At 57.1% G+C, this 12,616-nt stretch carries 9 protein-coding genes; 2 read left to right on the forward strand and 7 right to left on the reverse strand.

The window, feature by feature from the left end; all coding sequences use genetic code 11:
• Window positions 1–142: 142 nt before the first annotated feature.
• A complete protein-coding gene (locus EAW52_RS08870; protein WP_122042150.1) occupies window positions 143–1,828 on the forward strand; it encodes a phosphoethanolamine transferase in 1,686 nt (561 codons plus the stop codon).
• Window positions 1,829–1,869: 41 nt separating this feature from the next.
• On the opposite strand, the gene EAW52_RS08875 is transcribed toward EAW52_RS08870, so the two are convergent.
• The 4 genes from EAW52_RS08875 to EAW52_RS08890 form a co-directional block, all read right to left on the reverse strand.
• Window positions 1,870–3,540, reverse strand: a complete 1,671-nt coding sequence (locus EAW52_RS08875) for a bifunctional protein-serine/threonine kinase/phosphatase (RefSeq protein ID WP_122042151.1) — start codon at window positions 3,538–3,540, stop codon at window positions 1,870–1,872.
• Between the two features lie 65 nt (window positions 3,541–3,605).
• Complete coding sequence (locus tag EAW52_RS08880) at window positions 3,606–4,817, reverse strand: NarK/NasA family nitrate transporter (protein ID WP_122042152.1); 1,212 nt, start codon at window positions 4,815–4,817, stop codon at window positions 3,606–3,608.
• Window positions 4,818–5,193: 376 nt separating this feature from the next.
• The gene (locus tag EAW52_RS08885) at window positions 5,194–5,970 is read right to left on the reverse strand and encodes a hypothetical protein (RefSeq protein WP_122042153.1); all 777 of its coding nucleotides are present in this window, start codon (window positions 5,968–5,970) and stop codon (window positions 5,194–5,196) included.
• A complete protein-coding gene (locus EAW52_RS08890) occupies window positions 5,971–6,177 on the reverse strand; it encodes a hypothetical protein (RefSeq protein ID WP_169715109.1) in 207 nt (68 codons plus the stop codon).
• Window positions 6,178–6,399: 222 nt separating this feature from the next.
• On the opposite strand from EAW52_RS08890, the gene EAW52_RS08895 reads away from it, so the two are divergent.
• Window positions 6,400–8,112 (forward strand): diguanylate cyclase, encoded by a 1,713-nt coding sequence (locus EAW52_RS08895; RefSeq protein WP_122042154.1) that lies wholly within the window; start codon window positions 6,400–6,402, stop codon window positions 8,110–8,112.
• Window positions 8,113–8,118: 6 nt separating this feature from the next.
• Here EAW52_RS08895 and EAW52_RS08900 read toward each other — a convergent pair whose 3' ends face one another.
• From EAW52_RS08900 to EAW52_RS08910, 3 genes are all read right to left on the reverse strand, one after another.
• Window positions 8,119–8,694, reverse strand: a complete 576-nt coding sequence (locus EAW52_RS08900; protein ID WP_010794985.1) for an ANTAR domain-containing response regulator — start codon at window positions 8,692–8,694, stop codon at window positions 8,119–8,121.
• 19 nt (window positions 8,695–8,713) lie between these two features.
• Window positions 8,714–9,919 (reverse strand): CmpA/NrtA family ABC transporter substrate-binding protein, encoded by a 1,206-nt coding sequence (locus EAW52_RS08905; RefSeq protein WP_122042155.1) that lies wholly within the window; start codon window positions 9,917–9,919, stop codon window positions 8,714–8,716.
• A 164-nt stretch (window positions 9,920–10,083) separates the two neighbouring features.
• A complete protein-coding gene (locus EAW52_RS08910; protein WP_122042156.1) occupies window positions 10,084–12,561 on the reverse strand; it encodes a penicillin acylase family protein in 2,478 nt (825 codons plus the stop codon).
• Window positions 12,562–12,616: the final 55 nt, after the last annotated feature.

Consider the following 12,616-nt stretch of genomic DNA (forward strand, 5'->3'; position numbering starts at 1 on the left):
ATCACGGTTCCTTCTCTCTTTTACACCCTTGAGGGGCAGTTTGAGAAGCAATTAAGTGAAACGTTTTTACAAGGCTTTCTTCACGAAACGTTGACGAGCCCCTCACCACACTTTTGTCATCTTATTTCAAGAGTTGTACGAGATGCTGAAGTTGAGACCGGTTCGTCCCGAGTGGCTCACGCTGATCGTGAGTGCGGCTTTCCTGATTTTTTACAACGTCCCACTGTGGACTCACCTGTTCGACGTGGTAACTCCTCTCGACGTGAAAGGTGTGCTCACCTTGGGCGCAGTGGCTGTTCTGTTCCTGGCAGCCTTCAACCTGATCCTGACCTTGTTCGCCTTTCGCTGGATCTTCAAGCCGCTGCTAAGTGTGCTCTTTCTGAGTGCCGCAGGGGTTGCCTACTTCATGAACCAGTATGGTGTCCTGATCGATACGGAGATGCTCCGTAACATGCTGGAGACCGACACGGCCGAAGTGGGGGATTTGCTGTCATTCAAGCTGGCTGCCTATCTGCTCCTGCTCGGCGTGCTGCCGGTCTGGCTGCTCTGGAGGACACCGGTTCAGTATCGCCGGTGGCCGCGCGAGCTGTTGAGCAAATCCATTGCCAGCGGTGTAACCGCCGTGGTTATGGTCGGCGTAGCCATGCTCAACTATCAAAGCCTGTCTTCCCTGTTCCGTAATCACCACGAGATCCATATGCAGCTGACGCCCAGCAACTCTGTGGGTGCCTTGATCAGCTATGTCCATGACGCGACGGCCAAACCCAAGGGTCCGCTGCGCGAGATCGGTACGGATGCTGTACGCCTGGCGCCCGTTAGCGCTAGCGCGCACAAGACATTGACCGTCCTGGTCGTTGGGGAAAGCGCACGAGCCGACAACTTTGGCCTGGATGGCTATGGCCGCGATACAACGCCGGAGCTGCGCCAGGAGGAGGGCGTGATCAGCTTTACCGACATGCATTCCTGCGGCACCGAGACGGCAGTATCCGTACCCTGCATGTTCTCCAATCTGACCCGCGCGCATTACAGCGACAGTGTGGCCAAGAGTCAGGAGAACCTGCTCGATGTGCTTAAGCGGGCTGGATATGACGTGATCTGGCGCGACAATCAGGCCGGCTGCAAGGAAACCTGTAACCGTGTAGCCTTCGAAAGCCTGACAAAGGCTCAGGACCCGGCATTCTGCAGCGATGGCGAGTGTCATGATGAAATCCTGCTCAAGGATATACAGGGCATCATCGATCACATGCAGCGCGACACCGTGCTGGTGCTCCACCAGATGGGCAGCCACGGCCCGGCCTACTTCAAACGCTACCCGGCGGCCTTCGAGCACTTCACCCCGGTATGCAAGAACAACGAGCTGAGCCAGTGCTCACGGGAAAGTATCGTAAATGGATATGACAACACCATTCGCTACACCGATCATGTCCTGGCGAGCCTGATCAATACCCTGCGTAACAACCAGGACGAGGTGAGTACCGCCATGTTCTACCTGTCCGATCATGGTGAGTCATTGGGTGAATACAATGTATTTCTTCATGGCATGCCGTACGCCGTAGCGCCGGATCAGCAGAAGCATATCGCCAGCGTAGCGTGGTTTTCTCAGCCGTATCAGCAGTCGATGGGTGTGAATAGCCAGTGTGTAGCGGTCCACCGGAATGACTCGCTCAGCCAGGACAACCTGTTCCATTCCATGTTGGGTCTCCTGCGTGTCCATACCCAGGTCTATAACCCGGGGCTGGATTTGTTCGCCAGCTGCCGTCAGCTTTCAGGGGCAACCGTGGCCAGTACGAGCCCATCAACGCAACCGCCCGCGAACAAGCTCAACTGAAACAGGCGAGTTGGCCTTGGCGGGCTGGCTCGTCAGATCGATCAATGGCGATACAACCAGAGCAGCACAACGGCGAGGTTGATCAGTAACGAAACGCAGGCCACTGTACGCCAGAATTTCAGTGGTTCGCGCTCCAGCAATGCCTTGGGCGGTAATGCAGGTTGCCGCTCGCCTTGCTCCAAAAGTAATAAGGCTTCCTCTGCCGTCTCGAAACGCTCGGCTGGATCGACCGCTACACCGCGTAGTAACCAGTCATTCAGCCAGAGCGGTACGTCGTGCCGATAGCGCAGCACACGTTCCGGCTGTTGAAAGCGTGGTCGCTGGAAGGCTTCTATCTCCCCGTACGGATAATGGCCTGTCAGCAGGTAATAGAGCGTAACACCTGCCGCAAAGAGGTCCTGCTGCGGCCCAGGTGCGGCACCTTCGAACGCTTCGGGCGCCAGATAGCTGGGCGTACCCGGTACCGTGCCCTCGCATTCATGGGAAAGGCCAAGGCAATAGGCAAGGCCAAAGTCCAGTAGCCTGAGTTCGCCATCATCGCCCCGGTGCAGATTCTCGGGTTTGATATCCCGGTGCAGAATATTGCGCCGATGCAGTTGACTCAGAGCGCGCAGAAGGCGGGTTGCGGTATCCAGCCACTCGCCAAGCGGAAATGGACCGGCCTGTTTGAATTGGACAGCCAGCGTGCGGCCCGGGTATTCACGCTGTACGTAATACAGGTGCTGACGTTGAGACAGTGGATGCAGTTCGACAAAAGCCCTTCCGGCGACCCGGCGCAGAAACCACTCCTCCATCAGGAGCGCCTGCATGGCCTGGGTATCACCTTGCTGACCTGGGGCGAGAGTCTTGAGCAGCCAGGGCCGCCCGGCGCTGTCACGCACGCGATACAGCCAGGACTGCTGAGAGATCGCCAGGCGCTGTTCGACCTGCCAGCCCTCGAACATCTGGCCCTCTTTGAGTCGTGGTGGAACAGGCCAGCCCGCTACCTCGGCGAGGGCATCCGCCAAGGGTTTGTCAGGCAGGGCGTCAACACGTACCAGTAATGCACTGGCATTGTCCTGACTGCCCGCCAGGTGGGCTGCGTGGATCAAGGCATGGGCCGCTAACATGGGGTTGGCTTCATCCAACAATATACGTCGTATAGCTGCATCACCCAGGCAGGCCCAGACCCCATCACTGATCAGCAGGAAGCAATCACTGACTTGCAGATCACCTTCATGAAAGTCCACGATCAGATGAGCTTCTAGCCCCATAGCACGTGTCAGAACATGCTGCATGCCGGGCTGTTGCCAGACGTGGTCTTCTGTCAGACAGGAGAGTGTCTGGCCTCTAAGGTGATAGGCTCGACAATCGCCTACATGGGCAAGGGTATAACGATGTCCTCTGAGCACAAGGGCCGTCAGCGTCGTCAGTAACGGCTTGCCTTGGGCCCCGGCTTGTAGCCAGCGGTTCTGTGCCAGGAGCAGACGATCCAGTGACTGTGCAATAGGCCAGGTTTCGGGCGTTGAGTAATAATCCATCGCCAACGCCTGTACAGTTGAGCGAGCAGCCAGTCCGCCGTCGACGCAGTGGCTTACTCCATCGGCCAGGGCAAACAGATGCCCCTTGCTAAGTGCCAGAGCGGGAGCCGGCGTGACGCTACGCAGGGCGTCCTGGTTTTCCGGTCGTGGACCGGTGGCCGTGGCTTCACTGATGCTCAAGGTAAGGGGCATGGATTCGATCAGGAAGTAGAGAGGTTATAGAAGCGAAATGCCCGTCGTTTGACGGGCGTTTCTAGTTAAACGCGTGCGGCAGACACGGCCGCCGATCCCCAGGTGGTTCTCCAGCGTCGTTTCACACTCAGCAGGCCAAACCAGGCCAGTACGCCCAAGCAGGCGAATAGCCAGAGGCCCAGTTGATAATCACCGGTGGATTGCTTGATGGCACCAAGGCCCGCCGTCAGGACAAAGCCTCCGATACCGCCCGCCATACCGATCAAGCCAGTCATGACGCCGATTTCCTTGCGAAAGCGCTGCGGCACCAGCTGGAAAACCGAGCCATTGCCTGCGCCCAGGCTCAGCATGGCGACTACGAACAGCCCCAGGGCGGCCGTTGCACTGGGTAGATGGAAGCCTACTGCGGCAATACAAACAGCTGCCACGGTATACATGCCCAACAGGCAGCGGATACCGCCAATCCGATCAGCCAGCGCGCCACCCAGCGGCCGCATCAGGCTACCGCCAAAGACGCAGGCAGCGGTGTAATAGCCGGCAACGACGGGCTCCAGGCCATATTGGTCATGAAAGTAACCCGGCAGGGTACTGGCAAGGCCGAGAAAACCACCAAAGGTCACGCTGTAGAAAAACATGAACCACCAGCTGTCATGATCACCCAGGGCCTTGGCATAGTCGGCTAGTTTCTTCGGCGCAGGCCGCTGCGGTGCATTGCGTGCAAACAATACGAAGAAGACGAGCGTAGCGACCAGCGGAATCAACGCCCAGCCAAAGACGTTGGTCCAGCCGAACAGTTTTGCAAGACCAGGAGCGAATAGCGCCGCGAAGACCGTTCCTGAGTTGCCGGCACCTGCAATGCCCATGGCCTTGCCCTGATGCTGCGGCGGATACCATTGCGAGGCCAGCGGTAGGGCGACGGCAAAGGAAGCGCCGGCAAAACCCAGGAAGAGTCCCAGCAGCAGAGCCTGCTCGTAACTGTCGATACCCATCTGCCACGCCACGAATAGCGCCGCGATGACGGCGATCTGGCCAATAATGCCTGCGGTCTTGGGCGAGAGCGTGTCAGCCACAAAGCCGAGGATCAGACGCAGCACGGCGCCTGCAAGAATGGGCGTGGCTACCATCATGCTGCGCTGCTGGGTAGTCAGTTGCAGGTCGGAGGCAATCTGCACCGCCAGCGGGCCAAGTACGTACCAGACCATGAAGCTCAGGTCGAAATAAAGAAACGCGGCAAAGAGCGTAGGCGCATGGCCGGCTTTCCAGAAACTCGTGTTCATTCGTGCACCTCGTAATCAACGATGTACCCGCCACGCGGCAGGGCCCCAGTTCGAACATCACAAGGCGAACGCGCCTGACGTGCGTTGTGAAATGCCAGGCATTCAGCACAACCGCGGAGCGTCCACCCGCCCCGGGCATTGGGGCAGAAACGACAAAGGCGCCACGTTGCCCTCTGCCGGAGCAGGAGCAACGCGACGCCTTTGTCGTAGGTGGGTAACCGCCGTTGGCTACCGTTACGGATGGATTAGCAAACGCCACGCCAAGTCAGCAAAGCGCTCTGGCCTGCGGTTTTACCGTCAGACCATCCGCCCGTCTGAATCATTACAGCGCATCGTGGATAGACATGCCCGGATATGGGGCACAGGCATCGTCTTGTTAGGACGTTACACGGTCCGGCTTTTTACTGCGGACAAAGCGCTCGTAGGCATCAAAGTCAAACTTGGTTGCAGACAGGATTTGGCTCTGCTTCAGCGTGAGGTAAATATCCTTGTCCGCATCGGCATAGTGGGTCGTGAACGTTACCCAGAGTTTGTCCTTGTCCCGATAGCCACTCATGATCGGCTTGATGCAGACCTCCTGATCGGCACCTTCCGTTTCGCTGGGTTCGCCCAGGGTCGTGATTTTGCCCACATAGACCTTGCGCTCCTCCAGGGAGAGCATCAGGGTTTCACGGTTGATCGTGGCATTGAACAGCAGGTCATCCAGCGGGCTGTCCTTGAGAATGCCGGCCATGAGAAACATTGCATAGTTCTCTTCCTTCAACCCATGCCGCCGCTTGATGTAAGCCTTGGCCAGAAATGCCCAGGGCCTTGGGATCATGAGTGCGGTCACGGTGAGGATAAGAATCCAGGAGAGCTGGGCGGCCTGGCTCGCATCCTCAATGGCATGGGTCCGCAGGATCAGGCTCGCCAGGCCGGAAAAGTAATCGAGCGAAAAGGTACGGCCTGCCACCGTCCAGTCATGCTGGGCCACGAGCAGAAACAGGATGAGGTTAAGGGTCAGCGAAAGAAGCGCGCAAAACAGACCCAGTCGGGCGCTCTGCAAATAGAGGTACTGTCCCTCGTAGCGATGCAGGCGATAGTAGAAAAGCGGGTGCTTGTGACAGACGAGAAACCCGCTAACCAGGATAGGCAGAAGAAGGAGAAGAAACATTTAGCCGTTGATAAGGCGCTTGGCTCGGTCGAGATCCTGCTTGAACTCCGGCGAGTCAAACACTTCTTCAGGATCAATTCGGATGGTGCCGCGGCCTACGACTCGAAGAGACTTGTACGAGTTGTTGATCGTTTGTGCCAATTTCCGCTCTTCTTCCGAAGGCGCTTTGAACAGACCGATCAAGTGTTTGAGCATGATGATGTCCATACGGGGTTTCCGGGCTTATAGCCTAGATAGGGGCCGTCTTCAAGCCAGAGCGGAAAAGCTCTTCATGAAAATGAATGTAACACTATAGTGGACCCGTCAGTTCTTAATTTATTCGTTTCGCTACCGATATGGTCGGCATATAGAGAACTTATAGTATCTAAGCTTGATATTGATGAGGCTGCAGCTCATCAAAACAGGTATAGATTTTCTTGGAATCGATTAATGACCAAAACTGCTTCGCAGCTGCGTAGCCGATTCAGTCTCATCATCATTTTGCTGGTGATTAATATCCTTGTGCCTTTGGGTAGTACTACCTGGGTCAGGGAAAGCATTGATGAGTATGAAGCGCTGGAATCGCAACTACAAAAAATTGAGCGGCTCATTTCAGCCGTCAAGGATGGAGAAACGGGGCAAAGAGGGTTTGTTCTGACTGGGCGAGAGGATTACCTCACTCCATTGTTTCAGGGCTACGCCGAAGTGGACCACCTTTTTGGGGCCTTGAAAAATGAGATTGACGTTAAGAAGTATCCAGAATTTATAGCGCTTCAGGGGCATATTACGGAACAGCGAAGCTACTGGAATAGCGTCATTCAGCTGCATCGGGATAAAGGTCAGGCTCAGGCAATCGCACGCATTAGTACAGGGGAAGGCAAAAGGCTTATGGATACTGTCCGTCAGGAGGTATCGATGCTTGAAAACCGTATTCAGCAACAAAGCCTGTTGGTTGGCCAGGAAATCGAGCTTCGGCGCCAGATTATACGTATCGCTCTGCTCTTTATTGCCCTGCTTGATCTCGTGTTGGTCGTTATTCTCTATAAGTTTACATTTCGCGTACTGAATGAGACCAAGGCAAGTGAAAGCCGCCTACTGGACCTTTCCGAACAGTTATCTCGCGGCATGCTGGCATTGGAGAATCGCAATCACGAGACGGTTTTAATGAGCCGCATGGCGGGTGCGCTGCACTCTACCACTGACTTTCCTGAGTGCTACGACATCATTACCCGTTTTGGCAGTCAGCTTTTCAGTGATGCACCTGGGTGCATACACCTTTATCATCCTTCACGGGATGTACTGGAGATGGCCGGTTCATGGAACGGGTGGGACCCTGTTAAGACCTTGTTTGAACCGCATCAGTGCTGGTCCGTACGCCGTGGGCAGACACATGATGTGCAGGACATTAATAAGGATTTGATCTGTCCCCATATGGCAGGGCTTTCCCTCAGCACAAATGGATACGTGTGTGTTCCGCTCATGGCTCAGGGCGAACCCGTTGGCGTGCTAACACTTTGCAATCATCCTAAGAGTGGCATTGAGCTTGCTGAGGCATTTGCTGAACAGGTCTCGCTTGGCGTTGCTAACCTTGCACTACGAGAAAGCTTGCGTCATCAGTCGATCATTGACTCCCTGACAGGACTCCACAATCGACGATTCCTGGATGAGACGGTTAGTCGTGAGCTGTTGCGAGCGGGCCGTAATCAGACTACTACTGCCATCGTTCTGCTCGATGTGGATCACTTCAAGCGATTTAACGACACGCATGGCCATGAAGCGGGTGATGCTGTGCTGAGACACTTGGCGGTAGAAATGAAACGCTTGGTGCGTGCCAGCGATCTGGCTTGTCGCTTTGGAGGGGAGGAATTTGCACTGGTGCTGCCCGAGTGTACTCAGGCAGGGGCAGTGGCACGCTGCGAAGCGCTACGTGAGGCAGTCAGCCGTATGCAAGTCATGTATGGCGGTACGCCACTGGGCCCGGTCACCATTTCGCTGGGTATTGCCATGTATCCACAGAGCGGTCAGAAGGCCGAGGAATTGCTGCAGGCAGCCGACAAGGCGCTCTACGAAGCCAAGCGCGAGGGCCGCAACCGGGTCTGCTTGAGTCAGACGGTCACTGCGCTGCCAACCTCGCCAGCGCACTCCGTGCAACAACGTCAATGAGGGGCTTTACATGCCGAGCAGCTCGTTCATGGAAATGATCTGCTCAGCTACCTGAACGAGCTTTTGCTGTTTACTCATGGCCTGGCGGCGCATCAGGGTGTAAGCCTGTTCCTCATTGCAGTCCCGCATTTTCATCAACATGCCTTTCGCCAGCTCGATTCGCTTGCGCTCGGCTAGTTGCTGTTCCCGTGCCTGCAGCTGGGCACGCAGAGCCTGATCGGTTTCGAAGCGTGCCATGGCCACGTCGAGGATCGGTTGCAATCGTTGGGCATGAATGCCTTCCACGATATAGGCGCTGACGCCTGACTGAATGGCCTGGCGCATGACATCTGGATCGTGCTCGTCGGTAAACATGACGATTGGCCGAGGGCGGTCTCGCGTCACTAGGCATACCTGATCCATAACGTCACGGCTGGGCGACTGGGTGTCGAACAGGATGACATCGGGGCGGATCGCTTCGATTCGGGCGGGCAGGTCTATGGTCAGGCCGGACTCTTCGATTACGTCAAAGCCGGCTTCCAGCAGGGCGGCCTTCAGGCGGCCTACCTTCTTCGGGGTGTCGTCGATAAGCAGAATGCGCATGGTGCTTGTCGCCTCGAAGTCAAGTCAGTGGATTAAGCATGGCGTCAGCCAGGGCATGCAGGGTAAAGCTGCGGGCGTAGCCTGCCGGATCCTGTCCATCCCATACCCGGCCGTCAATGAGCGTAGCGCTGCGCAGGGGCTGATCAGGAACCTCCACGCCTACACGCGCTGCCGCCTCGCCGTAAAGCGAGAGCTGCTGTACCTGACGGGCTACTCCCACGTAGTCAGGATCGCTGCGCAAAAGACCCCAGCGGCGGAATTGAGTCATGAACCACATGCCATCTGATAGATAGGGCATATTGACTGCACCCTTATGAAAGAAGCGCAGGGGGTGCTCATCCTGCCAGCGCTGCCCCAGTCCATCTGTGTACTGACCCAGCATGCGCGGCTCGATGGCGCTTACCGGTGCATTGATATAGGCAGCGCCGCTGATGAGTTGTGCAGTGCTGCGGCGGTTCTCGAGGCTTTCCTCGATGAACCGGCTGGCATCGAGCAGGGCACAGATCAAGGCGCGGGCCGTATTGGGGTTCTGCTCGGCAAACGCACGGGTACAGGCCAACACCTTTTCTGGATGATCCGGCCAGATGGATTGCGTTGTAGCCAGGGTCACGCCCAGGCCTTGCTCAATGGCCGAGGCGCCCCAGGGCTCGCCTACACAATACCCATCGATTCGGCCAGCGCGTAAATGCTCCACCATCATCGGTGGAGGCACCACAGCGGTGCTCACATCTTCCAGCGGATGGATGCCTTTGGCGGCCAGCCAGTAGTACAGCCAGAGCGCATGAGTCCCGGTGGGTAGGGTATGCGCCAGCACAAGCGGAGCCTGCGAAGACTGCTGAATACGGTGTGCCAGTGCTTCAGCTGTAGTGACACCTTCGGTCGCGAGCGAGGCTGAGAGGTTGATGCTTTGCCCATTCTGGGCCAAGCCCATCAGGACAGCCATGTCGGTAGGTGACGAGCTGCCCAGCCCCAATTGCAGGCCATAGATCATGCTGTACAAGCTGTGCGCCGCATCCAGCTCGCCATTGAGTAGACGATCCCTCAGGGCTGACCAGGACGGCTGACGATGCAGGTGCAGAGTCAATCCGTAGGGCTGAGCGAATCCTTGAGTGGCTGCCACGATCAGCGAGGCAGCGTCGGTCAGGGGCATGAAGCCCAGATTTACAATGCTCCGTTCTGGTGCATCCGAGCCTGATACCCAGGCGAGGGCGTTAATCGTCGTCATAGCAAGCCTTGGCAAAAACATAAACAAAAAAGCGCCGTTAAGGCCGATAACAAGGGTTATCGGCGCAGAACGACGCCATTGTCGAATATACGGTCAGCAAATGCCGCCGTTGGCACTTGCTTCTGAAGACACATGAAGCAAGTGATATGCCAGGGCCGGCTCGCTTACTGGGCAGGCGTTAGCGTCAGACGACGCATGCCATAAACACGATCCAGATTGTGCGGCTGGAAGGGGAAGCTGGAATACTGACCTTTCAGCCAGGGTTCGATGCCCTTGCCGTAGTAAGGGCTGGCTGGATTATCCGACTGCCCCTTGCCATCAATGGCCATAAACGGTTCCGGCTGACCAAAATCCACGACCATGCGCAAGCTGTTGGCACTGTGTGCCCCAAAGCCGTTGCCCCAGCCATAGGCCGAGCGATCCAGTGTCGAGAAGTCACCGCCTGCTGGATATGCCCGGCGAGCGGGATAGCGTGTATTGGTACCTGGCCGGGTAGCCGCCTGTTCGGTTTCGCCCTGCCAGTCATACGTGTGCAGACGCCCCCATTGCCAGCTGTTTCGGTCATTACCCATGACCTGCTCGCATTCGGCAATGGCTGAGGCAAGCGCCTGGGCAAGAATGGCCGGCTTGTCGTGCCTGGCTGTCGTCTGGGTATCATTCCAGAAAGGACTATCGTCCCGGGTCAGAAGATGATCGATCTGAGCCGAGTAAGAGAGCGTGGCGATCCGGTTGAGGGCCTGCATCACCGGGCTGTTGCTTCCTCCCAGTTCATCGGCAAAAGTCAGTCGAGCGGTAGCCTGCAGAAACGCTTCATAGACGGCCGCATCGGCTGACGTGGCCAATAGGCGCCCATCGAACGTGCCGATTCGGCGCAAGGCCTCGGTGGCATGTGCGCGTTGCTCAGCCGGTAGGGCCTCGATGGCCGATTTGAGGGGCTGAGCCATGCCCGGTGCGCTCAGCATGGCCTGGACCTTGGCGACCAACGGTGAGGTCTGGTCTGCCTGCATGGCCATCAGGTTGCGAGCTTCCAGCCGTGTCTGCGAGCCTGCAAGCTGAGCGATACGTTCGGCCCGCTCGGGAGCCTGCCATGAGCTCGACAGCTGCATGCCATACCCCAGCGGCACCGTACGGTTGCCAGCATGGCCAAGCCACCCTTGGGAAGGGTCCTGGTCATAGGGATGCAACATCGGGTCGGCAAAACCATCCCATTCATAACGATCGGTCCACCCAGGTGAGGGCAGCAGCCCGCGTCCTTCGCGGCGGTTGGGGTATAGGCCGGTCACCTGCCAGGCGATGTGCTCGGCATCGGTAAAGACAATGTTCAGAGGGAGTGCACGAATATCTCGGGTTACCTCGAACGCACGGTCTACATTCTTGGCGCGGCTCAAGTCGAACACGGCATCCATGGACTTATCCGCTTCCAACGTCGCTCTTCGCAGCGCCAAGCCATAACCGCGTTGTTGGCCAGTTAGGTTATTGAGCAGCGGGCCGTGGCGAGTCTCGAAGTGCACTTCTCGCACGGGCCGTTGGCCTTTTACAAAAAAGGTCTCGGAACGAGCAGCTGCAGGTGTCCATTTCCCGTTGATCTCATAGCTCAGGCCGTTACCCTGGCTGCGCACACGCTCAAGATACAGATCTTGGGTATCCCCCATGGCCGGTGAGAAAGACCAAGCCAACGTGCCGTTATAGCCAGCAAAAATAAAAGGCGTGCCCGCAAGGGACAATCCTGCCGCCTGGTAACGGGGCGCACGAACCTGTACGTAGCTCCAGGCCGATGACAGGGCAAGCGATTGGCTGAGGTCACCTGCCAACAAGCTCTTGCCGCTGCGACTGCGTTGCGGAGCAATGGCCCAGCTGCTTCCGGCGGGAACCGTCAATCCGTTTACCTGGGTGAGGCATGTTGAGGCTGCGTTCAACGCCTCCAGCCCTGGGATCTGTCCCGCCAAGGACAAACCCTTGAGTTTGGCAGCTTCGTCGACGGGAATCGGCTCATCGGGATAGCTGGGCAGCAACCAGGCTAAGGTATCGGCACTGACCTTCTGTGCCAACGCCAGACTGGCCAGTTCCTCGTTCAGATTGACGGACAGACTGAAATCGAGCAGAGCAAAGAGCAGGGCGGAGTCCTCAGGCTTCCAATATTCAGGCTGATAACCGGTGGCGGCCAGATCTGCTGGAAGCTTGTTCCGGTAACGGAACAGGTAGGCGTTAACGCCGCGAGCGTAGACCTCTAGGAATTTCTTCAGGCGTGGCGATGCATTCTTGTAGGCAGTTTCTGCCGTTTTCCTGAGATTGACCGCACGCATAAGGCGATCGGTGTCCAATGCGTCCGGCCCTGCCATTTCTGCCAGCCGTCCTTGCGCCAGCAGGCGCAAGGTAATCATTTGGCTCAGTCGATCCGATGCGTGGACATAACCCAACGTGAACAGCGCATCGTGAAAGGTCGATGTTTCGATCAGGGGCACGCCCAATTCGCTTCGCCGAATCGACGCGTTTTCTGCAAGTCCCTTGATGGGCTGAACGCCCGAGCTGGGTGGAAGGCTATCCGTGTCACGTTGATCAAACGTTGTCTGGCAGCCCGCAAGCCCCAGTACTGAAACAAGACCAAGGCGACCCAGATGGCGCCGGTAAGCAGGAAAATCCATGAACGGATAGTCTCCAGAGGAGCAGGGTTTCAAAAGCGCGCTACGTTAGTGAGGC

Origin of the sequence: Pseudomonas sp. LTJR-52 (genome assembly GCF_003691465.1) — a bacterium.
Classification (GTDB): Bacteria; Pseudomonadota; Gammaproteobacteria; order Pseudomonadales; family Pseudomonadaceae; genus Chryseomonas; species Chryseomonas luteola.